The sequence below is a fragment of the Uniformispora flossi genome, assembly GCF_049534875.1.
GTDB lineage: Bacteria > Actinomycetota > Actinomycetes > Streptomycetales > Streptomycetaceae > Yinghuangia > Yinghuangia aomiensis.
The window spans coordinates 349,963-370,956 of the sequence record NZ_JBMULZ010000006.1 but is presented as its reverse complement, the minus strand read 5'-3'; the positions used below and the strand labels follow the sequence as shown (position 1 = coordinate 370,956).

At 72.0% G+C, this 20,994-nt stretch carries 23 protein-coding genes and 1 pseudogene; 14 read left to right on the top strand and 10 right to left on the bottom strand.

Annotated features, from left to right (window positions below; all coding sequences use genetic code 11):
* Positions 1-186: 186 nt before the first annotated feature.
* Positions 187-303 (top strand): annotated as a pseudogene (locus tag ACPA54_RS16915) (IS481 family transposase); the annotation flags it as partial.
* Here the strand turns inward: ACPA54_RS16915 and ACPA54_RS16910 are convergent.
* Positions 300-1,172 carry an ABC transporter permease gene (locus ACPA54_RS16910; protein WP_423530508.1) on the bottom strand — a complete coding sequence of 291 codons (873 nt, stop codon included), beginning with the start codon at positions 1,170-1,172 and terminating at the stop codon, positions 300-302. The pseudogene ACPA54_RS16915 and the gene ACPA54_RS16910 overlap by 4 nt on opposite strands.
* A complete protein-coding gene (locus ACPA54_RS16905; protein WP_423530506.1) occupies positions 1,169-1,900 on the bottom strand; it encodes an ABC transporter ATP-binding protein in 732 nt (243 codons plus the stop codon). The genes ACPA54_RS16910 and ACPA54_RS16905 overlap by 4 nt, the downstream gene beginning before the upstream one ends.
* A 289-nt stretch (positions 1,901-2,189) precedes the next feature.
* Here ACPA54_RS16905 and ACPA54_RS16900 point away from each other — a divergent pair, with 289 nt between their 5' ends.
* A complete protein-coding gene (locus ACPA54_RS16900; protein WP_423530504.1) occupies positions 2,190-2,918 on the top strand; it encodes a TetR/AcrR family transcriptional regulator in 729 nt (242 codons plus the stop codon).
* 154 nt (positions 2,919-3,072) lie between these two features.
* On the opposite strand, the gene ACPA54_RS16895 is transcribed toward ACPA54_RS16900, so the two are convergent.
* The gene (locus ACPA54_RS16895; RefSeq protein ID WP_423530502.1) at positions 3,073-3,426 is read right to left on the bottom strand and encodes an MmcQ/YjbR family DNA-binding protein; all 354 of its coding nucleotides are present in this window, start codon (positions 3,424-3,426) and stop codon (positions 3,073-3,075) included.
* A gap of 87 nt (positions 3,427-3,513) precedes the next feature.
* Complete coding sequence (locus tag ACPA54_RS16890) at positions 3,514-4,452, bottom strand: NADP-dependent oxidoreductase (protein WP_423530500.1); 939 nt, start codon at positions 4,450-4,452, stop codon at positions 3,514-3,516.
* Between the two features lie 145 nt (positions 4,453-4,597).
* Between ACPA54_RS16890 and ACPA54_RS16885 the strand changes: the two genes are divergently transcribed.
* The 7 genes from ACPA54_RS16885 (at position 4,598) to ACPA54_RS16855 (ending at position 10,389) form a co-directional block, all read left to right on the top strand.
* Positions 4,598-5,005: a winged helix-turn-helix transcriptional regulator gene (locus tag ACPA54_RS16885; RefSeq protein ID WP_423530498.1), complete on the top strand. Its 408-nt coding sequence runs from the start codon at positions 4,598-4,600 to the stop codon at positions 5,003-5,005.
* Between the two features lie 111 nt (positions 5,006-5,116).
* On the top strand, positions 5,117-6,262 hold the full coding sequence (locus ACPA54_RS16880; protein ID WP_423530496.1) for a LacI family DNA-binding transcriptional regulator: 1,146 nt from the start codon (positions 5,117-5,119) through the stop codon (positions 6,260-6,262).
* 99 nt (positions 6,263-6,361) lie between these two features.
* Entirely contained in the window at positions 6,362-6,781 is a 420-nt protein-coding gene (locus ACPA54_RS16875; RefSeq protein WP_423530494.1) for a YjbQ family protein, read from the top strand.
* 172 nt (positions 6,782-6,953) lie between these two features.
* Positions 6,954-7,331 carry a VOC family protein gene (locus ACPA54_RS16870; protein ID WP_423530492.1) on the top strand — a complete coding sequence of 126 codons (378 nt, stop codon included), beginning with the start codon at positions 6,954-6,956 and terminating at the stop codon, positions 7,329-7,331.
* Positions 7,332-7,483: 152 nt separating this feature from the next.
* Positions 7,484-8,146 carry a hypothetical protein gene (locus ACPA54_RS16865; protein WP_423530490.1) on the top strand — a complete coding sequence of 221 codons (663 nt, stop codon included), beginning with the start codon at positions 7,484-7,486 and terminating at the stop codon, positions 8,144-8,146.
* A gap of 378 nt (positions 8,147-8,524) precedes the next feature.
* Positions 8,525-9,088, top strand: coding sequence for an RICIN domain-containing protein (locus ACPA54_RS16860; protein WP_423530488.1), 564 nt, complete (start codon positions 8,525-8,527; stop codon positions 9,086-9,088).
* A gap of 155 nt (positions 9,089-9,243) precedes the next feature.
* Positions 9,244-10,389, top strand: a complete 1,146-nt coding sequence (locus ACPA54_RS16855; protein ID WP_423530486.1) for an epoxide hydrolase family protein — start codon at positions 9,244-9,246, stop codon at positions 10,387-10,389.
* Between the two features lie 36 nt (positions 10,390-10,425).
* Here the strand turns inward: ACPA54_RS16855 and ACPA54_RS16850 are convergent, their stop codons facing one another.
* A complete protein-coding gene (locus tag ACPA54_RS16850) occupies positions 10,426-11,067 on the bottom strand; it encodes a LysE family translocator (RefSeq protein ID WP_345677648.1) in 642 nt (213 codons plus the stop codon).
* A gap of 134 nt (positions 11,068-11,201) precedes the next feature.
* On the opposite strand from ACPA54_RS16850, the gene ACPA54_RS16845 reads away from it, so the two are divergent.
* The gene (locus ACPA54_RS16845) at positions 11,202-12,536 is read left to right on the top strand and encodes an aminotransferase-like domain-containing protein (RefSeq protein WP_423530484.1); all 1,335 of its coding nucleotides are present in this window, start codon (positions 11,202-11,204) and stop codon (positions 12,534-12,536) included.
* Positions 12,537-12,577: 41 nt separating this feature from the next.
* On the opposite strand, the gene ACPA54_RS16840 is transcribed toward ACPA54_RS16845, so the two are convergent.
* From ACPA54_RS16840 to ACPA54_RS16830, 3 genes are all read right to left on the bottom strand, one after another.
* Positions 12,578-13,036, bottom strand: coding sequence for a group II truncated hemoglobin (locus ACPA54_RS16840; RefSeq protein WP_423530482.1), 459 nt, complete (start codon positions 13,034-13,036; stop codon positions 12,578-12,580).
* A gap of 4 nt (positions 13,037-13,040) precedes the next feature.
* Complete coding sequence (locus ACPA54_RS16835; protein ID WP_423530480.1) at positions 13,041-14,534, bottom strand: class I adenylate-forming enzyme family protein; 1,494 nt, start codon at positions 14,532-14,534, stop codon at positions 13,041-13,043.
* 383 nt (positions 14,535-14,917) lie between these two features.
* Positions 14,918-15,493, bottom strand: coding sequence for a nuclear transport factor 2 family protein (locus tag ACPA54_RS16830; RefSeq protein ID WP_423530478.1), 576 nt, complete (start codon positions 15,491-15,493; stop codon positions 14,918-14,920).
* Positions 15,494-15,551: 58 nt separating this feature from the next.
* Between ACPA54_RS16830 and ACPA54_RS16825 the strand changes: the two genes are divergently transcribed.
* Positions 15,552-16,535, top strand: a complete 984-nt coding sequence (locus tag ACPA54_RS16825) for a transposase (RefSeq protein ID WP_423530477.1) — start codon at positions 15,552-15,554, stop codon at positions 16,533-16,535.
* Positions 16,536-16,783: 248 nt separating this feature from the next.
* Here ACPA54_RS16825 and ACPA54_RS16820 read toward each other — a convergent pair whose 3' ends face one another.
* Positions 16,784-17,464, bottom strand: coding sequence for a TetR/AcrR family transcriptional regulator (locus tag ACPA54_RS16820; protein ID WP_423530475.1), 681 nt, complete (start codon positions 17,462-17,464; stop codon positions 16,784-16,786).
* Between the two features lie 176 nt (positions 17,465-17,640).
* Here ACPA54_RS16820 and ACPA54_RS16815 point away from each other — a divergent pair, with 176 nt between their 5' ends.
* Together ACPA54_RS16815 and ACPA54_RS16810 are read left to right on the top strand one after the other, a co-directional pair.
* On the top strand, positions 17,641-18,759 hold the full coding sequence (locus ACPA54_RS16815) for an ABC transporter permease (protein WP_423530473.1): 1,119 nt from the start codon (positions 17,641-17,643) through the stop codon (positions 18,757-18,759).
* Positions 18,756-19,424, top strand: coding sequence for an ABC transporter ATP-binding protein (locus ACPA54_RS16810; protein ID WP_423530471.1), 669 nt, complete (start codon positions 18,756-18,758; stop codon positions 19,422-19,424). Before ACPA54_RS16815 ends, ACPA54_RS16810 begins: the two co-directional genes overlap by 4 nt.
* Positions 19,425-19,506: 82 nt before the next feature.
* Here the strand turns inward: ACPA54_RS16810 and ACPA54_RS16805 are convergent, their stop codons facing one another.
* Positions 19,507-20,268, bottom strand: a complete 762-nt coding sequence (locus ACPA54_RS16805) for a class I SAM-dependent methyltransferase (protein ID WP_423530469.1) — start codon at positions 20,266-20,268, stop codon at positions 19,507-19,509.
* A gap of 228 nt (positions 20,269-20,496) precedes the next feature.
* On the opposite strand from ACPA54_RS16805, the gene ACPA54_RS16800 reads away from it, so the two are divergent.
* Positions 20,497-20,808 carry a hypothetical protein gene (locus ACPA54_RS16800; RefSeq protein WP_423530467.1) on the top strand — a complete coding sequence of 104 codons (312 nt, stop codon included), beginning with the start codon at positions 20,497-20,499 and terminating at the stop codon, positions 20,806-20,808.
* Positions 20,809-20,994: the final 186 nt, after the last annotated feature.

The window sequence follows — 20,994 nt, the reverse complement described above, 5'->3', positions numbered from 1 at the left end:
GCCGCGGAGCTGCCGTGCTTCGCGCTGCCCCGTCGCCCCGCCTTCGGCTCGACGAACGAGGGCCGGCGTTGGCCACCGGGTCGCTTGTTCCTGGTCGAGCGTGTCGTGTCGGGCCGTCCGGCGGTGCATGGCGCCCCCGACATGGGCGTCTCGCGGGCGACGGCCCACAAGTGGGCGCGCCGGTGGCGGGCCGACGCACTCGGCGTGTTCCTCCACACCTACAACTACCATCGCTGCCGCACCGCACGCGGAGGCCGTCCCCCGATCAGCCGCGTGAACAACCCTGCGGGTCAATACACTTAGCTCACCACCCGTCCCCGGAAGTGACGGATGCCCCGGCCGAGGAGCAGTGCGGTGGCGGCTATCAGGACCGGGTAGACGACGAGCAGGCTCAGGTGGTCCGCGGAGGTGACCGAGGCGCGGAAGCCCTCGCTCAGGAACGTCAACGGGTTGATCAGCGAGACGAGTTGCACCCAGCGCACGTTGTCGAGTGCGCTCCACGGGTACAGCGTGCAGCCCAGATAGAGGACGGGGGTCAGCAGCGTGGCGAACAGCGCCATCACGTTGCGGGCCTGGAACGCCGAGCCCAGGTAGAGGCCGAGGCTGGAGAACAGGAGCGCGCCGAGCGGGGCCAGCGTCAGCAGCACCGGCCAATCGATGTGCAGCGCGGGGCGTTCCGCCGGGACGAACTCGGCGAGGGGGAAGGCCATGGCCGCGGCGAGCAGTCCTTGCAGCGCCCCCACGGCGACCTTGGCGCAGGCCACCAGGGAGACCGGCACGGGGGAGAGGACCCGGTCGTCGATCTCCCGGGTCACGCCGAACTCCTGCACCAGCGGCATCGCCACGGCGGTGATGCCCTGGAACAGCACGACCATCGCGAGCATCCCGGCGAGCAGGGTCGTGGCCTGGTCCGCGGCGAACGTCGAGCCTGCGGAGGTCCCCGAGGCGCCGGCGGCGATGTGGGGCGTGACGTAGCCCAGGGCGAACAGCAGCATGAGCGGCTGCACGACCGATCGGGCGAAGAAGTCCAGCGGCTGGCGGCGCAGCACGGTCAAGTCGCGTGCCACCAAAGCGCCGAAGGCGCGTACCGTGGCGGACACGGTCATGCCCGGGTGAGGTGCCGGGTCGGTCGGCGGCAAGGCGGCGGCTTCGCGGGAGTGGACGGCGGTCATCGGTCCCTCAGCTCCTTTCCGGTGAGGTGGAAGAACACGGCTTCCAAGGTGGCGGCTTCGGCATCCGCCTTGAGCGTCGCGGGCGTGCCGAGCGCGAGCAGGCGGCCGTGGTCGATCACCGCGACCCGGTCGGCCAGGCTGTCGGCCTCGGCCATGTCGTGGGTGATCAGCACGGTGGTCTGACCCGCCGTGCGCAGGTCGCGGACCAAGCCGTGCAGGGCTATGCGGCTCTGCGGATCGAGGCCGGTGGTCGGTTCGTCGAGGAACAGCACGGCGGGGCGGTGCAGGATCGCGCGCGCGATCATCAGCCGCTGTGCCATGCCACCGGACAGCCCGCCCACCGGCTTGTCCGCCGCGCCCGCCAAGGCGACGCGGTCGAGTTCGCGGTCCGCCGCGAGGCGGGCGTCGGCGCGCCGCATGCCGAAGTAGCGGCCGTGGAAGACGAGGTTTTCGCGGACGGTCAGGCTGCGGTCGAGGGTGGAGTGCTGCGGGACCACGCCGATGATGCGGCGCGCCGCGGCGGGCCGGGCGGCCACGTCGACGCCGCCGACCCAGGCGCGCCCGCCGGTCGGGACGACGGCGGTGGTCAGCATGCCCACCGTCGTGGACTTTCCGGCGCCGTTCGGGCCGAGCAGCGCGAAGACCTCGCCGGCGCGGACGGACAGGTCGAGCGCGTGCACGGCTGCCGTGCCGTCCGGATACACCTTCGCGAGTCCCTCGGTGTGCACGACGGCATCGCCGGGCGGACCCGTGCCGGATCCGGCCGGTGAGGGAGTCGGCGCGGGATGAGACGGGACAAAAGCGGACATGGTGGCCCCCGGGTCGTGGTGGTCGGACGTCTGTGAGGGAAATCGGTGAGGGAAATCGCTGAGGGAGTTCGTGAGGGAGTTCGTGAGGGAGTGCTCGCGGTGAGGGAGTTCGCGCCCGGGCGGTGGCCGCCGTGGTGGCGGTCGCGGAGCGGATCCCGAGTTGGACTGGACGGTCCAGTCCAAATATTTCTCCGCTAATATTGGACGCATGCGTCCAAGTCGTCAAATCCGCAGCTCAGAGGCCGATTCGGCAGCGGAGTCCGGGGCGGGGGCGGCGGGCAGGCCCGAACGTTCCGGGCGTCCTGGCCGTCCCGACAAGCGTCGCGCCATCATCGACGCCGCCAAAGAGGTGTTCCTCCGCCAGGGATTCACCGATACGAGCGTCGACGTCGTCGCCGCGGAGGCGGGCGTCTCGAAGCAGACCGTCTACAACCACTTCGGCGACAAGACGAACCTCTTCACCGCGGTGATAGAGACCGCTCAGCAGGACACCGCGAGCATCGCGGAGGAGCGGTTCGCCGCGTTCTTCCGGGAGTCCGGCGACATGGAGGCGGACCTCCGCGCGGCGGCCCGTATCTGGACCGACATGGTGCTCGCGCCCGAGGTCTCGGGCCTGCGCCGGGTCATCATCGCCGAGCAGTGGCGGCATCCGGAGATCGCCGCGGAATGGTCGCGCCCGCGGCCGGCGTTCGAAGACGCGCTCGTCGCCGAACTGGAACCGCACGTCGCGGCGGGCGACCTCGACATCCCCGATGTCCATGTGGCCGCACACCAGTTGATCCTGCTGACCGTCCACGAGGCGATTCACGCCTCGCACTTCGGGCTGCACCACCTGTCCGACCACCAGGTCCGGCGGATCGTCGACGACGGCGTCGACATGTGGCTGCGCAGCTACCGCGCGCGGCCCGCCCCCCAGACCGACCAGGGCGTGTCCTAGGCCCGCGACGAGCCACAGTCCCGCGGCGGACGATGGCAGATAGCGACGCACGACAGCCCCAGGGGACGGGCGGCCGTCGACCCCGGTCCAAACCGCCGACGCCCCGGCCCGCCGCAGCGGACCGGGGCGTCCGGTCGGGAAATACGCGGAGGCGTTACCCCACCGCCTCGTCGTAGGCCTTCGCCACCCGCTTCGGCGCCGCCAGTCGCCACGCGTCGACGAGCATCGCGCGCAGCTCGTCGAGGTCGTCGACGGCGGCCAGGTGTGCCCGGATCCAGTCGAAGTTGTCGTCGTGGCCGGGCCGCAGGAAGAACTTGTCCGGCTCCGCCGCGATCAGCTCGGCGCGTTCCTCGCGCGGGCACTTGAATGCCATGGACGCGTCGTCGTCGCCGAGCGCGGCGAAGATCTTGCCGCCGACCCGGAACGTCGGCTGTCCCCAGCTCAGCTTCTCGGATGTCTCCGGCAGGGCCAGCGCTTCGCGGCGGACGTCGTCGGCGGTTGCGGGCATGGGCGTTCCTCCGTGCTGATGGGGTTCCGTCGGCGCGCGGCCGGAAACGGTCACTCCCGCCACGCTAAAGGCCGCCGCCGACACCTGCTACGGCACGAGCACCAGCCGCCCGCGCAGCCCGCCCGCACCGAGCCGTTCGTACGCCTTCGCCGCGTCCGCCAGGGGGTACGTCGCCGCGACCCGGAGCGTCAGGCCCCCGGCCGCCGCCAGCCGGGACAGTGCGGCCAGCCGTTCCGCATCCGCCGCGACCAGCACAATCCCGGTGTCGATCCCGCGCAGCGGCGCCGCCGGGACGGCCCCCAGCGTCACGAACACGCCGCGGTCGCGAACCGCGCCCAGCACGGCCGTGCCGCCGAGCACCGCCGCGTCGACCGCGCCGTCCACCCCGCCGGGCACGAGCGCCCGGACCGCGGCCGCGAGGTGCTCCGTCCCGCGCGGCACGAACCACTCCGCGCCGAGTCCGCGTACGAAGGCCTCGTCCGACGCGCCCGCCAACGCGACCACGCGCAGCCCGCGCCGCACCGCCAACTCGACCGCGAAGGCACCCACCGCGCCCGCGGCACCGGTCACCAAAAGGGTCTGGCCGGGCGCCAATCCGGCGCGGTCCAAGGCCTGTTCGGCGGTGAGCGCGTTGAGCGGGATCGTCGCCGCGGCAACCGGGTCGACTCCCGCAGGCGCCGGTGCGACCTGCACCGGGTCGAGCAGCGCGTAGTCGGCGTGCGCGCCCGAGGCGACGTCGAGGAGGTGCTGGATGCCGATCACGTCGTCGCCGACGGCGTACCCGGTGACGCCGGAGCCGAGCGCGTCGACGGTGCCGGCGAGGTCCCAGCCCAGGCCCACCGCATCGCGCCGCGGATGGAAGCCGATGGCGGCGAGAGCCCCGGACGCGGTCGCTGCGTCGACCGGATTGACCGCGGCCGCCCGGATGCGGACCCGGACTTGTCCTGGTCCGGGCTCGGGCCGCGGCAGCTCGGCGAGTTCGAGGACGTGGCCGTCGCCGGCGGGACGGGAAACCAGAGCGTGCATGAGACGTACTCCCTCAGGTGGCACGGCATGAAGGCGGCCCCCGCCGAGGCGGGGCCGCGCTGTTCGACACCACGAACCTAGGAGCAGGTACTCTCCTTCGGTAAGTACGTACCTGGAAGTGCGTACCGGATCGAAGGGTGCGTCCATGCCCACGCTGACCGCCGCCCAGCGCCGTGAGCGCGACCGCGCGGCCTACGACGCCTTCCTCGCCGCCTGCCCGGCCCGCCAACTCCTCGACCGCATCGGCGACAAGTGGGTCAGCCTCCTGATGGCCGCTCTCTCCGACGGCCCGATGCGCTACGCCGAACTCGGCCGCAAAGTCGCCGGCATCAGCGAGAAGATGCTCACCCAGACCCTCCGCGGACTGGAACGCGACGGCCTGGTCACCCGGACCATCACCCCGTCCGTGCCGGTCCGCGTCGACTATGCCCTCACCCCGCTGGGCGAGAGCCTCGGCAGCGTCGTCCGCGAGCTGAAGCACTGGGCCGACACGCACATGGGGGCCATTGCCGCGGCCCGCGACGCCTACGACACCCGCACCCCCGACGCCTGAACCGAGCGCCACATCCATACGGTGGCGTGTGGTGATGCGGGCGGACACAACGGAGGCCTGGCAGCGCAAACCCGGACGCCGCTCCGGCCTGTGACCTGCCAGAATCCCCCTATGACCACACGATCGCCGGGACCGCGCGGCGGCGACCGCAGCACCACGTCCACCAACGGCAAGGCCGCCTCGAAACGCGGTGCGGCCCAGCGGTCGGGCACAGCGGCGAAACCCGCGGTCAACGGCCCGGTCACCGGCGCCGACGTCGCCCGCGCGGCCGGCGTCTCGCGCGCCACGGTGTCGTACGCCATGAACGACACCGCCGACGCCCGCATCCCCGAGGAGACCCGCCGCCGGGTCCGCGAGATCGCCCGCGAACTCGGCTACGAGCCGCGCTCCGACGCCCGTTCGCTGCGCCGCGGCCACACCGACCTGGTCGTGCTGCCGACGTACACGATTCCCTTCGGCGGGCTGCTCACCGCGTTCGTCAACGACTTGTCCCGCGAACTCCACCGGCTGGGCCACACGTTGGTCACGTACGGCGACCCGGATGCCGACCCCATGGCCGCCGCCCGCGCGTGGGCCGCGCTCCGCCCGGCCGCGATCGTGGTGCTGCCCGAGCGGCTGACCGAGGAATCCGCCGCCTACCTTGCCGCGCGCGACATCGCCATCGTCGGCCTCGCCTGGAGCAAAGCCCCCATGGACGGGGTGCACTTCGTCCTCGAAGGCGAGACCGGGAGATCCGGGTACGTCGCCGCCGAGCACCTCATCGCGCAAGGCCGCCGCGACATCGCCGTCGTGATCCCGCGCGAGGGACGCGACGACGTGATCGGCTTGGCCACCCTGGGCCGCGAACGACTTAAGGGCGTCCGGGAAGCCGTCGCCGCGGCACCGCACCCCGTGCGGGTTCGCATCGTCGAGATGGCGGAATCCCCGGCCTCCGCCGCCGAGGTCGTCGCGGGCTGGGCGCCCGACGACCGGCCCGACGCGGTGTTCGGCTACAACGACGAATATGCGGCGTTGCTCATGGGCGCGCTGTCCGACGCCGGAATCCGTATCCCCGACGACATCGCGATGACCGGCACCGACGATTTGCCGCTGTGCGAAATGGTGCGCCCGCGACTCACCAGCGTGGGCTTCACCCCGGCGATCACCCTCGGCGTCGTCGCCCAGCGCATTGCCGACGCGGTCCGCAGCCCGGTACCGGAAAAGCCGAGGCGCGTGATCATGTGGCGCGCGGAACTGCGCCCCCGGGATTCCGCCTGAGGGGAACCGCTCCCGCGGGATTCCGCTGACGGATCGGCGCGCCGCGGGGGCGGGGCCGGCGTCCCGCGCCTCCGCCGCCGGACGCGGCAGGATGGCCGCATGTCCAACCTCACCAGCCGCGTCCTCGACATCCGCACCGGCCGCACCGAGACCGTGTACGACCTGACCGCCGAATGCGGCGCCTTCCTGCGCGACGCCGCGTCCGGCCGGGACGGTCTGCTCAACGTGTTCACCCCGCATGCCACCGCCGGTATTGCGGTGATCGAAACGGGCGCGGGCAGCGACGACGATCTCCTCGCCGCGCTGCGTGATCTGCTGCCCGCCGACGACCGCTGGCGGCACCGCCACGGGAGCCCCGGCCACGGCCGCGACCACGTCCTCCCGGCATTCGTCCCGCCGCACGCCACCCTCCCCGTCATCGACGGAGCGTTGGCCTTGGGCACGTGGCAGTCGGTCGTCCTGGTCGACACGAACGGCGACAATCCCGATCGCCACGTGCGGCTGTCGTTCCTCGGCTGACCACGGCCAAGGCGGCAGGCGGACGGCCCGCGCAACAGACAGCCAGTGCGGCAGGCGGCCAAGCCGCCCGCCGCCGGACACGATCTACGATGGTGGGCACGGCATCGCGCGCTGGGCACCGTCCGGGTGTGCGTGGAGGTGCCTGTGACATGCCTGTTGGAGGCATCGCACTGTGTCAGTCCAGTTGAACCACACGATCGTGCATACCCGGGACAATCGGGCCTCGGCCGAATTCCTCGGGGGAATCCTCGGGTTGGTGCCCGGCGAGACGTGGGGACCCTTCGTCCCGCTCGACCTGGCGAACGGCGTCACGCTGGACTTCGTGTCCACCGACATCGACTTCCCCGTCCAGCACTACGCGTTCCTCGTCAGCGAAGCGGAATTCGACGGCATCTTCGCGCGCATCACCGAAGCCGGCGTCACCTACTACCCGAGCCCGAGACTGGACAACCCGGGCCACATCAATCGCAACGACGGCGGCCGCGGCATGTACTTCCTCGATCCCAACGGCCATGCCATGGAAGTCATCACCAAGCCGTACGGCGGCTGATCCCCGCCCGGGATTCCTCGGTCGGGCTCACACCCGGCCGAGGGATCCCGGCAGGGCCGCGCGGAAGCCATCCGGCACCCTGCAGCCGGTGTCGTCGGCGGGCGCCGCCACGGCAGCGGATCAAGGGCACGGGCGGCGCAAGGGACCGGAGGATGCGCGTGTCGGATATCTGGGATCCGTACGGCAGCTTGCAGCGCACGCTGTGGATCGGCGGCGGGCAGTGGTGCGGCAAGTCCACCGTGGCGGAAATCATCGCCACGGAGCACGGCTTGACGGTGTACCACTACGACTACCACGACGCCCGCGGCCACCAGGATCGCCGCGTCGCACGCCGAGTCGCGCGGGGCGAGCCCGTGGCAGATCCGACCCCGGACCAGGTCTGGGTGGAACAGAGCCCGGAGGAGATGGCCGCCGAGACCCTGGCCGGCTTCCCCATCCGCTTCGCGTGGGCGCTGGACGACCTCCGCGCACTGTTCACCGGTCGGCCTGCGATCGCCGAGGGATGGGGACTGCGCCCGGAACTCGTCGCGCCGCTGCTCGACTCGCTTCGGCGCATGGTCGTCCTCGTCCCCACCGACGACTTCCGCCACCACCAGCTCCGCACCCTGCCGCGCGCACGAGCCCTCAACGCCCGCGTCTCCGACCCGGCCCGCGCCCAAGCCAACCGCATCGCCCGTGACCGGCTGATCGCCGAGGACGCGGCGCGGAACGCACGCCGCCTCGGCATCCGCATCATCGAAGTCGACGGCACGCTCGACGCGTCGGCGGTGGCGACAGAGGTGGCCGACCACTTCGCGCCGTATCTCGGAGCGTGATGCCAGTCTGAGGGCCTGGATCGCCGTCCAGGGCGGTCCGGTGCCCGCGCAGACGTGGCGGTCATTGGCGACTTGTGATCCGGGGCTCACGGCTCCGAGTTGGTGGCTCGTGCGGATGCATCGGACCACCAGGTACGACACGAGGTGCGAGCCTTTCGGCGGCGTCGCCGCGGCAGCATCTGTGTCGGCGTCTTGGCGCGGTGCCTGACGGGGCCCGGGGGGTGCACGCGATCCGGACGGTGCTCCGGACGGTGCAAGGCGGTGCCGAATGCCGCCCGTTTGCCGCAGTTTGCGCGCGTGGTGTGCGGCTACTAAGCCGGTGGATCTTCCACGTCCACCGGATGCGGTGGACTGACAGGCGGGCGGGCTATGCGTGCTATGGCGGCTGCGGCGGCGGTGGTTGCCCTGGTGTGCTCCGGTACGATCGCGGCTCCGGCCGCGTCGGCCTCGGGTGCCGCGTCAGGCACCCCCAAGCTGATCGAACCTCCGACCGGCTACGTGCAGTTGGTCAATCGCCGGTCGAGTAAATGCATCGACGTCGAGGGGTTCGGGGTCGGCAACGGCGCGAACGTGCACCAGTGGTCGTGTCGTCTGGACAACAACAGCAACCAGCGCTGGCGGTTCGCTCTCGCTTCCGGCCAGGGGCCGGACCGCCTGTGGTACATCGTCAACGAGCACAGCGGCAAGTGTCTGGACGTGGCCGAGTTCTCCACGGACAACGGCGGGAACATCTGGCAGTGGCAGTGCAACGGCACCGCGAACCAGCGGTGGCGCATCGTGGAGCCCGGCGACGGCGGCGGAACCTTCTTCACTCTGGTGAGCCAGAACAGCGGCAAATGTGTGGACGTCAGCGACTATTCCGTCGAGGACGGCGCGAACATCTGGCAGTGGACCTGCCACCAGCTCTACAACCAGCAGTTCCGCATTTTCACCGCCACCTGAGCGGTCGGCCGCGCACTTTCGAGGCGACGACCGGGTAGCGGCCGCCGTCCGCGAGGCCGCGCAAGAACGGATGCCGCCGAGGCCGCCTGCAGCAGGTCCCAGGACCCCGCCCGGTGTCCCTGGTCATGCGTTGTCCCTCCCGCTAGCGTGCGGCCATGACGCAGCCGGAGAATGTGACGCCGTTTCAGATCGAGGTCCCGGACGCCGATCTCGTGGACCTGCGGGAGCGGCTGGCGCGTACGCGGTGGCCGGACGCGGAGACCGTCGACGACTGGTCGCAGGGCATACCGCTGGCCTACGTGCGCGACCTCGCCCGCTACTGGGCCGAGGACTACGACTGGCGGAAGGCCGAGGCGCGGTTCGCCGCCTACCCGCACTTCACCACCGCGATCGACGGCCTCGACATCCACTTCCTGCACATCCGGTCGCCGCACGAGGACGCGATGCCGCTGATCCTCACGCACGGCTGGCCCGGGTCCTTCGTCGAGTTCCTCGACGTCATCGGCCCGCTCACCGACCCGACCGCGCACGGCGGCGACGCGAGCGACGCGTTCCACCTGGTGGTGCCGTCGCTGCCCGGGTACGGCTTCAGCGGCAAGCCGGAGCGCGCCGGGTGGAACGTCGAGCGCATCGGCGCCGCGTGGGCCACGCTCATGGACCGGCTGGGCTACGAGCGCTACGGCGCGCAAGGCGGCGACTGGGGTTCCATGGTCACGGTCGCGACCGCCAAGGCCGGCGGCGACAAGGTGGCCGGCATCCACCTGAACATGCCGGTGGTGTCGCCCGACCCCGACACGTTCTCCGACCTGACCGACGCCGAACGCAAAACCCTTGCGGACCTCGCGGCGCACCGCGACCACGGCACCGGGTACTCGAAGATCCAGTCCACCCGCCCGCAGACCCTCGGCTACGGGCTCGCCGATTCACCGACCGGGCAACTTGCGTGGATCGTCGAGAAGTTCCAGGCCTGGACAGACTGCGACGGACACCCTGAGAACACCCTCACCCGCGACCAGATGCTCGACAACGTGACGCTGTACTGGCTCACCGGTACCGGGGCATCGTCGGCGCGCCTGTACTGGGAGAGCTTCAACGGCCCGCACCTGGACGAAGTGACCACGCCGACCGGCTGCTCGATCTTCCCGCACGAGATCATCCGCGCCTCGCGCCGCTGGGCGGAGAAGCGCTTCACGGATCTGCGTTACTGGAACGAACTCCCGGCCGGCGGCCACTTCGCGGCCTTCGAACAGCCGCAGACCTTCGTCGAGGAAGTACGTCGGTTCTTCCGCCTCGTACGCTGACCGCCGACCCGTAGGCCGCGTGATCCAGTGCGCGGCCTACGCGGCTGTCGGGCGGGACGAGTCGGTCACCAGCTTGACCGCGATCAGGCCGAGCATGGTGCCCATGACGTAGCGCTGGGCACGCAGCCAGCCGGGGCGGCGGGCCAGGAACACCGCGATCGTGCCCGCCGCCAGCACCATCGTCAGGTTGACCGCGACACTCGCGGCGATCTGTACGCCGCCGAGCACCAGGCTCTGCAGGAACGCGTGCCCGGCCTTCGGGTCGAGGAACTGCGGAATGATCGTCAGATAGAGCAGCGCGGCCTTGGGATTCAGCAGGTTGGTGAACAGCCCCATCATGAACAGCTTCCGCGGCGAATCCCGGGGCAGTTCGGCCGCCTCGAACACCGAGATGCCGCCCGGCTTGAGCGTCTGCCAGGCCAGCCACAGCAGATACGCGGCACCCGCGGCCTTGACCGCGACATACAGCTCCGGCACGGCCACGAACAGCACCGACATGCCCAAGCTGGTCGCCACGAGGTAGACCACGAAGCCGACGGCCACGCCCGCGATCGAGATCGCACCGGCCCGGCGACCCTGCGTGATGCTGCGGGACACGCAATACATCATGTTCGGCCCCGGCGTGAGCGCCATGCCGAGGGCCACCGCCGCCACACCCAAAATCGCCCCTGTTTCCATGTCGGTGAGCGTAAAACGCCTTGCCGAGTCGGTGCAATAGGAATATTGTTCTCGGTGCAATCAAGGTCGAGGCGCGCGCAATCCGCAGCGGAAAGCGAAAGCCGCCGCGGTAGCCGAGCAGCCGAGGAGAAGCCGTGGACTTCCGCACCGTCGCCGACGCCGTGGCCGCCGACATCGCCTCCGGCCGCCTGCGCCCCGGCGACCGGCTCCCCACCCAGCGCGACTTCGCCCGCGCCCACGGCATCGCCAACTCCACCGCCACCCGCGTCTACGCCGAACTCACCCGCCGCGGCCTCGTCGTCGGCGAAGTCGGCCGCGGCACCTACGTCCGCGCCGCGTCGCCGCGTCCGTTCGCGCTCACCGAACCCACCACGGCCGCCGTCGACCTCGAACTCAGCGTCCCCGCGGTCCCCGAGCAGTTCCCGCTGCTCGCCGAGGGCATGGGCCGGATGCTCCGCCCCGACGTCCTGCGCGACGCCCTGCGCCCCGTGGGCGCGGCCGGCACCCCGGAGGCCCGGGAAGCCGCCACGGGCGTCCTGGCCCGCGCCGGATGGGCCCCGGACCCCGACCGCGTCCTGTTCACCGGCACCGGACGCCAGGCCATCGCCGCGGCCGTCGCCGCGCTCGTGCCGCCCGGTGGCCGCCTCGGCGTCGAAGACCTCACCTACCCGGCAGCCCGCGCCATCGCCACCCGGGTCGGTGCCACCCTCGTCCCGCTCGGCATCGACGCCGAGGGCCTACGCCCCGACGCCCTCGCCGAAGCACACAGATCCGCCCGCCTGCACGCCGTCTACGTCCAACCGACCCTGCACAACCCGCTGTCCGTCACGCTGTCCTACCAACGCCGCCTCGAACTCGCGCAAGTCACAGGCGCGTTGGGAATCCCGATCATCGAAGATGCGGTCTGGTCCCACCTCGCCACGGATCCCGGGCCACCGCTCGCCGCCTTCGCACCCCACCACACGGTGCTGATCGACAGCCTGTCGAAACGCGTCGCCCCCGGGCTCACCCTCGGCTTCGCCGTCGCCCCCGCATCCGGCGCCGATGCCGTTGCGCACGCCATCCGCTCCGGCGCCTGGACCGCCCCGCGCTTCGCCCTGGAAACCGCACTCGGCTGGATGCGCGACGGCACGGTACGCAGCATCGAAGCCGCCAAACGCACCGACGCCCGCGCCCGCCAGGCCGCCGTGGCCGACCTCCTCGCCGGCTTCCGCATCCGCACCGCGCCCGAGGCGTCCATGTGCTGGTGGGACCTGCCCGAACCGTGGCGCGCCGACACGTTCGTCGCGGCCGCCGCGCGCCGCGGTATTGCGGTCACCCCAGGCGCGGCCTTCGCGGTACGCGCCACCGCCGCACCCAACGCCGTGCGCCTCGGACTGGCCTCCCCGCCGCCCGACGTCCTCGCCCGCGCCGTGGCGACACTGGCCGCCCTCGCCCGGTCGACACCCGACGACGAGGCGATCGGCTGAGCCACGCCGCCCCGCGGAAGGCCCGGCGGGGACCGAGCCACCTACTCCGACGGCTCCGTCCCCGCCGGCCAATCCCACATCGGGACCTCGCGCAGTGGATGCAGTTCGTCGTCGGTCCGCGCATGCGAGTTCTGCATCGCCACCTGCGACCCGAACTCGACGTGCTCGCGCAGCGCCTGCCGGAACGGCGCGTCGGACGGCAGCCCGGCCTTGTCCGCCGCCGCCATGTACAGGTCAACGAACCGCTGCCGCTGCTCCTCGGCGATGCGCAGCCCTCGGTGCACCGCGATCAGTTGCAGGAACCCGCCCATGGCGCGGCTGAACGTGTCCGGCCCGCCGAACGTCTCGGCGGTGAACGCCGTGAGATGGGCGACGTGCTCGGGCTTCCCGTCGCCGAACAGCGGCTTCAGCAGGGGATCGGCAAGCACGCTGCCGTAGAAGATGTCGATGAAGCGGTGGAGGCCTTCTTCTCCGCCGGCATGCTCGTAGAGCGTCACCATGCCGTCAGCATGACACGGCGGCCCCGGGTTCCGGCAACTCGCCGAGCTCGCTGGCCAGTTGGCGGCGCAACAGTTTGCCGGTGGGGGTGTAGGGGAGTGCCTCGCGGACGACCACGTCATCGGGGGTGCGCGAACCGCGAAGCTGGGCCCGCACGTATGCGCGCAACTCCTCTGCATCCACCGTCTGCCCGGTCGCGGGGACGACGGCCGCGGTGATCCGTTGGCCCCACTGGTCGTCTGGCATGCCCACGACCGCCACTTCGCGGACCGCCGGGTGGTGGATGAGCACGTCCTCGATTTCCGCGGGGGCTATGTTCTCACCGCCCCGGATGATCGTGTCGTCCGCGCGGCCTTCGATGTACAGGTAGCCGTCGGCGTCGATGTGCGCCCGGTCGCGGGTGGGGAACCAGCCGTCGTCGTCGAGCACCGACCCGGTGCCGAGGTATTCGCCGGAGACCTGCGGGCCGCGCACCCACAGCTCGCCGTCCCGGACGGCGCCTTCCACGCCGGGCACGAACCGGCCCGCCGAGCCGAGACGGCGGCGCACCGCGGGATCGTCGGACTCGAACGCGGCGCGGTGCTCATCGGGGCCCAGGACGGCGATCGTCGAACTGGTCTCGGTGAGGCCGTAGGCGTTGGTGAACCCGGCGTCGGGGAAGGCCGCCAGCGCCGCGGTGAGCACGGTGGCCGGCATACGGGCGCCGCCGTAGGCGATGCCGCGCAAGGCCGGAGCGTTCGCTTGGCCGCCGTCGAGCGCGTCGACGATCCGCGCCAGCATGGTCGGCACCACCATCGCCTGCGTGACGGCTTCGGCGCGCACCAGCCGCAGCCACTGCTCGGCATCGAAGTCGGGCAGGTGCACCATGCGGCGTCCCGCGTACAGGTTGCTGAGGACTCCGCCGACTCCGGCGACGTGATACGGCGGCACGCTCACGAGGATCGCGTCGTCGTCCGCGGCCGACGCGAACTCGACGGTCTGCAGGACGTACCCGACCAGGTTGTCGTGCCGCAGCACGACACCCTTGGGGCGCGACGTGGTGCCGGACGTGAACAGCACGACGGCAGGCGCGGAGTCGTCCTCCGCGGAGGCAATCGGATCGGCCTTCGTGGCATCGTCGAACCACCGTGAGGCCGCCAGGACCGGGGCGGGGGAGTCGGCGAGTGCCGGGGCGTAGGCGTCCTCCGCGACCACGACCGCGCCCGGGAGATCGCCGATCAGTTCGCGCAATTGGGCGCCCGAAAGCCGGTAGTTGAGCGGCGTCAGCGGGACGCCCGCGTGCGCGGCCGCGAACAGCAGCGCGGGGAACGCCGGGCCGTTGACGCCCACGTACACGACGTGCCGCGCGCCCGCGTCGCGCAGCAGGCCGGCGCCCGCGGCCGCCGTGCGGGCGAGGTCGGCGTACGTCAGCCGCCGCGCGTCCGGCTCCGCCCGGCGGCCTACGGCCACCCGGTCGGGGTTGGCGGAGACCGCCATGTCGAGCAGCATCCCGATGCCCACGGGAACCCTCCCCTTCCGCGGCCCTTCCGAATATCGAAACGGCGGACACCCCGCCGGCGGCACCGCTCCCGCAGCGAACCCCGTAGGGCGCGCGGGATCAAGAGGCATCGGTGAAGGCAGCGCATTCGATTCGGATCCGCAGGGGGCCGTGGAAGGTGCGTGGAAGGTCCGCGGAGGGGGCCATAGGGGCTTCTAAGAGGCTCCGCAGAGCCGCAGAAGGCATGGGTGTGCCCCCGGAGCTGCCACTCCGGGGGCACCTGCCGCGCTGTGGGGCACGGGTATTGCGTGGTCGATTGCCCCGAGCGCCGGACATGGCCTAGGCATCGGGGCATTCCGTGCACATCACCGGCGCCTCGGGCGCACGCTGACGGCGGTGTACGGGCTCAGGCGCGCAGCGGGGCGATGTCCGACGGCGCCAGCTTGCGGCCGGCGATGCCGTCGAAGCCGTTGCGGTCCTGGTAGCTCTCCTCGCCGATGACGCGGCCTTCGTCGTCCATGACCCACACGATTGCCATGCGGACCTCGTACAGGTAGTACGCGTCCTGGTCGTCGATGTCGATGCCCATCGCGGCGAGGGCCTTGCCCGGGTAGGCCATCTTCATCACACCGTCGGTGAGCACCGCGTGACGGTCCACCGCAAGACGGTCGATCTCGTGCACGAGCTGCGTGGCGCCACTCGCCACGAACGCGCTGTAGTACGCGCGGATGCCCTCGGTGCCGCGCGGGTGCAGGCGCTCGTTGTCCGGCGGGCCGAGGCGGTAGACCGGCTCCGGGGCGAGGGTGCCCATGAGGCCGTCGAGGTCGCCGTGCGCCTCGGACTTCATGTGCGTGACGATCGTTTCGAGGTTGCGCCGCAGGGCCGGGTCGGTCTCCTCGGCAAGCCGCTTCTCCAGCGGCACCCACGTCAGGTTGGGGTCGATGATCGCTGCGGTGTTCGCTGCGGGGTTCGCGGGGGCCATGGCCGACTCCTTGCACACGCCTTTGTTGTTTATGGCGTAAACGTTCTAGCATTGCTCCGTGACACGGTCAATGAAAACGCGGCTCGGGCTCCGCGACATCGTCCTGGCCGCCCGCGCGGTGCTCGCCGAGGGCGGCGTTCCGACGCTCACCATGGCGGCGGTCGCCCGTCGGCTCGGGGTCACCCCGATGGCGCTCTACCGGCACGTCGACGGGCGCGACGAACTCCTCGCCGCGGTCGCCGACTCGGTCCTCGAGGACGTCGGCGCGGCGGCCGCGGAACCCGGACTCCCGTGGTGGGACGCGGTGGAGTCGTGGATGCGCGACGTCCGGCACCGGATCGTGGAAAGCCCGTGGACTGCCCAATTGATCGGCACTCCCACCCAGATCGCCCCCGCGTGGGTGGCCGCACTGGACCGGCTGCTCGCCGCCCTCGAACGCGCCCCGCTGGACGACGACGCACGCGCGGGCGCGTTGACCTGGATCGCCCGCACCACGGTCGGCGTCGTCCTGCTGGAAGCCAAGTCCCCGCTCGCGCACGCGGGCCGCGCCGTCGGTGCGCCGCTGGAGGCCGCCCTGGAGACCGCGTCGCCGGAGATGGCGGCCCGCTGGGCACGGATCGAACGGCCGCTCGAACGCTATGGGGACGACTATTTGTTCGAAGACCTGGTGCGGCAGACACGGGCCCGATTGCACGCGGCAGCACGTTTTGAAAAACACGAGGACGGGGCAGCGACCCACGAAGGCCCGGAAGGCTCCGAAGATCCCGGTATCCCCGACGGCTCGGACACCCTCGGCGACCTGACCGACGCCCAGTGGCACCTGGTCCGCGCGCTCCTGCCGCCCCCCGACCACCGCGGCGCGGCCCCCGCCGACGACCGCCGGGTGCTGGACGGCCTCCGCTACCGCGAACGCACCGGCGCGTCCTGGCGCGACATCCCCCCACGCTACGGCCGCTGGCAGACCCTCTACGGCCGCCACCGCAAGTGGGCCGCGGACGGGACCTGGGGCCGCGTCAGCGAGGTGCTCACCGAACGGGGGTAAGCCGTGCGCGGGCATGAGACGGCATGAGGCGACGACGGCGCAAGGCGGCATGATGCAACTCGCGCGGGTAGAGCCCACGGTCCTGCGCGGCCCGTTCCACACCCCGACGAACCGGCCGTCCTCACCGCCGCCGTCCGCTACCTCGTCGAGACCGCCCCCGCCGACGTCCCGTCGGAGTCCCTCGACCAGTTGACGCAGGCGCCGGCGGCGTACGTCGAGCAGGTGCGCAGACTGTCCGCGGACATGCCCTAGCCGCGCGCTGCCGCCCCGGACGAGCCCGTCGCCGCCCCATCGGCACCCGTCGCGCCCGTCACCGTCCCATCGGCACCGGTCGCACCCGTCGCCGTCCCCGCCACTCCGGCCAGGGCGGCGACCGCCAACCGCGTCGCCCGCTCGTTCACCGCCGCGAAGTCGTCGCCGGACTCGATGGCCTTCGTGGCCGCGTTGACGAAGCCCTGGAGTAGCCCGGCCGTCCGGCGCGGGGAGTCGTCGCCCAATTCCTCCAGCGTCTCCACGAGGGGCTGCAGGATGTCGCGGTGCGCGTGCTCGGCGCCCGCCCGCAGGGCCGCCGCGTCGCGGTCGCCGGCCAACGCCTGCGCCACGCGGTGCTCGCCGTCCCGGACCAAGGCCAACTGTGCGGTGACGAAAGCCGCGACGCGTCCCTCCGGGGTGTCGGCCGCGGCCATCGCCGTGCGGATCGGCGCGGTCCAGCGCGGTGCGGCCTCGACCACCACGGCTTCGAGGAGTTCCTGGCGGCTGCCGAAGTACTTGTACACGCTGTTGCGGGCCAGCCCCAGCCGATCGGCGACGGCGCCGAACGTGACCCGGGCGGCGTCGCCCTCCTCCAGCAGCTCGTGCGCCGCGCGCACCAGCGCGGCGCGCTGCTGCGCGCGGTGGTCGGCGACGGACGCGGCGGAGATCTTCGGCACGTGCCCAGTCTAGGGAGCGGCCGTCCGGCGGCCTCCGGCACTTGGGGACACGGTGTCGCCATCTGTTATCTTGGCGACACGATGTCCCCAACCTTGGTGTCGGCATCCCCACCGCCCGGACGTCGCCGCGGCCCCCGCGAACGACCCGGATCCCGCACACCCGAAGGGACCCCACCGTGTACCTCGCCCTGCGCGAGCTGCGCGCGGCACGCGGCCGCTTTCTGCTCATGGGCAGCGTCGTCATGCTGGTGGCGGCACTGGTCGGCATCGTGTCCGGCTTCACCGCCGGCCTCGGCAACGACACCGTCTCGGCCCTGCGCGCCCTGCCCGCCACGCACTTGGTGTTCTCCGCCGACGCCAAGTCCGACCAGTTCAACCGAAGCCTCGTCGGCGCCGACGTGCTCGACGCCTGGCGCGCCGAACCGGGCGTCGAGGCCGCGCCGCTGGGCGTCGCCATCACCCGCGGAACGACGAACCGCGGCGTGGAGATCGACCTCGCGGCCTTCGGCGTGGAACCGGGTTCCTTCGTCGCCCCGGACCCCGACTCGGGGCAGCCGGTCGGCACGACGCCAGGCGGCATCGTGGTGTCCCGGAAGCTCGCCGACAAGGGCGTCCACGTCGGGGACATGCTCACGATCGACCGGCTCGGCACCGCGGTGCGCGTCGACGGGATCACCGGCTCCGCTTCGTACGGCCACGTCCCGGCCGCATACGTGCCGCTCGACGTGTGGACGCGGCTGCGCTTCGGCATCCCGGGCGCCGACCCCGACGCGCCGCTGCCGCGGCAGTTCAGTGCCGTGGCCGTCCGCGCATCCGGCTCCGCCGCCCTGCCGATCGACCGGCTGGACGCCGCGAAGGGGACGCACACCATCAGCCGCAGCGCGGCCTTCGCCGCCGCCCCCGGCTACACCGGCGAGCGCGTCACCATGACCTCCATCCAGGTGTTCCTGTACCTGATCGCGCCGCTCGTCGTCGGCGCCTTCTTCGCCGTGTGGACGGTCCAACGCGGCCCGGAGCTCGCGCTGTTGCGCGCCATGGGCGCGTCGCGGCCCCGGCTGCTGTGGATCACCGCGGTGCAGGCCGCAATCGTGGTCGCCGCAGGGGCGGTTGCCGGCGGGGCGATCGCGGCCGGCGTCGGACTGCTGCTCGGCTCGGCGGTCCCGTTCAGCCTGCCGCCGCTCACGCTCGTGGCCACGCTCGGCGGAGTCGCCGCCCTCGGCCTGGCCGGCACCGCGATCACCCTCCGCCGGGTCACCGCACCCGACCCGCTCACCATGCTCGGAGCCCACCGATGAGCCTCGTGCTGTCCGATGTCACGGTCACCCTCGGCCGCGGCGACACCCGCACCACCGTCTTCGCCGACCTCGACGCGGCGTTCGCACCGGGACACCTCACGGCGCTCGCCGGGCCGTCCGGCTCGGGCAAGTCCACCCTCCTCGCGGTGGCCGGGGCGCTGCTGCGCCCGGACCGGGGGTCGGTCGTGCTCGGCGACCGCGACCTGGCGGCGCTCTCCGATGCCGAACGTGCGCGCGAACGCCGCGAGCACATCGGATACATGTTCCAAAGCGGCAACCTGCTGTCCGCACTGACGTCCGTCGAACAACTGCTCGCCGCCGCCTACATCGCCGGGCACAAGCCGTCGCGGCTCAAGAAGCGCGCCGCCGAAGCACTTGAGGAAGTCGGCCTCGGGCAGCGGCTGCGGCACCGGCCCGACCAACTGTCCGGCGGCGAACGGCAGCGCGTCGCCTTGGCCCGCGCGCTGTTCCTCGGCCCCGAACTGCTGCTGATCGACGAGCCGACGGCGGCGGTGGACCGCGGTCAGGCGGCGATGCTGGTCGAGGTCATCGCGGAACGCGCGCGGGCGCAGGGCTGCGTGGCGGTGGTGGCCACTCACGACCCCGTGGTGATCGCCGCCGCGGACGAGGTCGTGAACCCGGCGGGGGAGCGGGCCTCCGTCTGACGCGCTTCTCCGCCGGTCCGGCGGGCCGGTCCGATGCCGACCGGACCTGCGGCGCAGGAACGTGCACGGCAGTTCCCGGCGTTCAGCCTCGGCGTACCGCGCTCACCCGAACGGTGGTGAACCCGTGGTCGCGGAACGTCGCGGAATCCGCCTCGCGCAGCGCCGCCGGGATGTCGAGGCCCGGCGGCAGCAGCGGCCGCAGTTCGGCGAGGCTCAGGCGCCAGTAGCGGGCCATCGGGCTGCCCGCGGCGACGGTGGTCGACGTGCGGTGCGTGGCGATGTCCGTCAGTCCGGTCGCGGCCACGTGGGCAGGGAGCTCGCGGGCCCACAGGGAGTCGGTGCCGACGTACCGGTGCTGGGCCTCCACCATGGCGAGCGTGACCGTGCGGTACGCCCGATGGGGTGAGTCGTAGACCGGCGAGTGGTCCGGTTCCTCGACGACCAGGCGGCCGCCTGGGGCCAGCCAAGACGCGATGTCGTCCAGGATGCGGTCGCGTTCGACGAGGTCGCAGAGCAGATAGCGGACGTGGATGAGATCGAACGTCCCGTCCCGGAAGCCGTCGCAGCGCACGTCATGACGCACGAACTCCAGGTTGCCGAGCGGAGATCGGGCGGGCGGCGCGGCCAGATCGGTGGCGACGACCCGGGCGCGCGGGAACTGTTCGGCCAGGCGGCGCGCCACACTGCCGGTGCCCGCGCCCAGTTCGAGGCACAGGCGCGGCGCGGGACCGCGCAGCGCGGCCAAGGCGGCGAACGTCTGCGGATCCAGCGCATCGGCCAGTGCCGCGAGCCGGCGCGACGCGGCGAACTCCCGGGCGGGCGAGGGGATCGGGGCGTAGGCCAAGGAGTCTCACAAGGTCTCGTCGATCGGGCTGCCCCGGAACGGAGGACGTCGGCAGCGGCGCCGAAAACGGCACCGCTGCGGCGAGTGTGGCCAGCGGGATGGTTGCGGCGCAAATGAGCGGTGGTCAATGCGGGTGAACGGGGCGGGCCCTCGGGGGGCTTGACGGCTAATGGGGTTAGCTTTAGATTGAAGCTAATCACATTAGCTAATCAGCTCGGGGAGTAAGCCATGCCGATCGCCAAAGCGGCCCGCGTATCGGGCTGGGCCTTGCTCGTGGGGTTCCTCGCGGTGTTCACGGTGTTCGAGTCGGCGAAGTACGGGTTGGTCACGACGGCGGGAGCCGTTGTCGGGCTGGCGATCCCGGAGGTCGCCGGGCGGCTGTCCGGCCGGGCGCCGCGTACCGCCGCCGCATTGCGCGCGTGGTGGCGGCCAACGGTGCTTCTCGTCGTCGCCATGGTGTCGCCGGTCGGCGGGACGGCGCTGTTCACGGCGGGGCTGGGGTGGCTGACCCGGATCACCGCCGAACGGCTCCGCCCGTAGCGCGGGCGACGTGCCGCGGGTCCGGTCCGGTCGATCATGTCCGGGCCGGGGTCACTACGTTGGCCGGATGTCTTCCGCACGTGTCGTCGGCTACGACCCGCCTGCCGCTGGTGCGTGCGGCTTTCGCAGCCGCGGGCGGCAGCTTCGTCGTCGCCGCGGCGGCGACCCTGGCCACGATCGACCGGC

What these genes read in the sequence shown, in the direction of transcription:
- ACPA54_RS16910 (WP_423530508.1), bottom strand. Translation starts at nt 1,172, where the DNA reads ATGACCGCCGTCCACTCCCGCGAAGCCGCCGCCTTGCCGCCGACCGAC.
- ACPA54_RS16900 (WP_423530504.1), top strand. Translation starts at nt 2,190, where the DNA reads ATGCGTCCAAGTCGTCAAATCCGCAGCTCAGAGGCCGATTCGGCAGCG.
- ACPA54_RS16895 (WP_423530502.1), bottom strand. Translation starts at nt 3,426, where the DNA reads ATGCCCGCAACCGCCGACGACGTCCGCCGCGAAGCGCTGGCCCTGCCG.
- ACPA54_RS16890 (WP_423530500.1), bottom strand. Translation starts at nt 4,452, where the DNA reads ATGCACGCTCTGGTTTCCCGTCCCGCCGGCGACGGCCACGTCCTCGAA.
- ACPA54_RS16885 (WP_423530498.1), top strand. Translation starts at nt 4,598, where the DNA reads ATGCCCACGCTGACCGCCGCCCAGCGCCGTGAGCGCGACCGCGCGGCC.
- ACPA54_RS16880 (WP_423530496.1), top strand. Translation starts at nt 5,117, where the DNA reads ATGACCACACGATCGCCGGGACCGCGCGGCGGCGACCGCAGCACCACG.
- ACPA54_RS16875 (WP_423530494.1), top strand. Translation starts at nt 6,362, where the DNA reads ATGTCCAACCTCACCAGCCGCGTCCTCGACATCCGCACCGGCCGCACC.
- ACPA54_RS16865 (WP_423530490.1), top strand. Translation starts at nt 7,484, where the DNA reads ATGCGCGTGTCGGATATCTGGGATCCGTACGGCAGCTTGCAGCGCACG.
- ACPA54_RS16860 (WP_423530488.1), top strand. Translation starts at nt 8,525, where the DNA reads ATGGCGGCTGCGGCGGCGGTGGTTGCCCTGGTGTGCTCCGGTACGATC.
- ACPA54_RS16855 (WP_423530486.1), top strand. Translation starts at nt 9,244, where the DNA reads ATGACGCAGCCGGAGAATGTGACGCCGTTTCAGATCGAGGTCCCGGAC.
- ACPA54_RS16850 (WP_345677648.1), bottom strand. Translation starts at nt 11,067, where the DNA reads ATGGAAACAGGGGCGATTTTGGGTGTGGCGGCGGTGGCCCTCGGCATG.
- ACPA54_RS16840 (WP_423530482.1), bottom strand. Translation starts at nt 13,036, where the DNA reads ATGGTGACGCTCTACGAGCATGCCGGCGGAGAAGAAGGCCTCCACCGC.
- ACPA54_RS16830 (WP_423530478.1), bottom strand. Translation starts at nt 15,493, where the DNA reads ATGGCCCCCGCGAACCCCGCAGCGAACACCGCAGCGATCATCGACCCC.
- ACPA54_RS16810 (WP_423530471.1), top strand. Translation starts at nt 18,756, where the DNA reads ATGAGCCTCGTGCTGTCCGATGTCACGGTCACCCTCGGCCGCGGCGAC.
- ACPA54_RS16800 (WP_423530467.1), top strand. Translation starts at nt 20,497, where the DNA reads ATGCCGATCGCCAAAGCGGCCCGCGTATCGGGCTGGGCCTTGCTCGTG.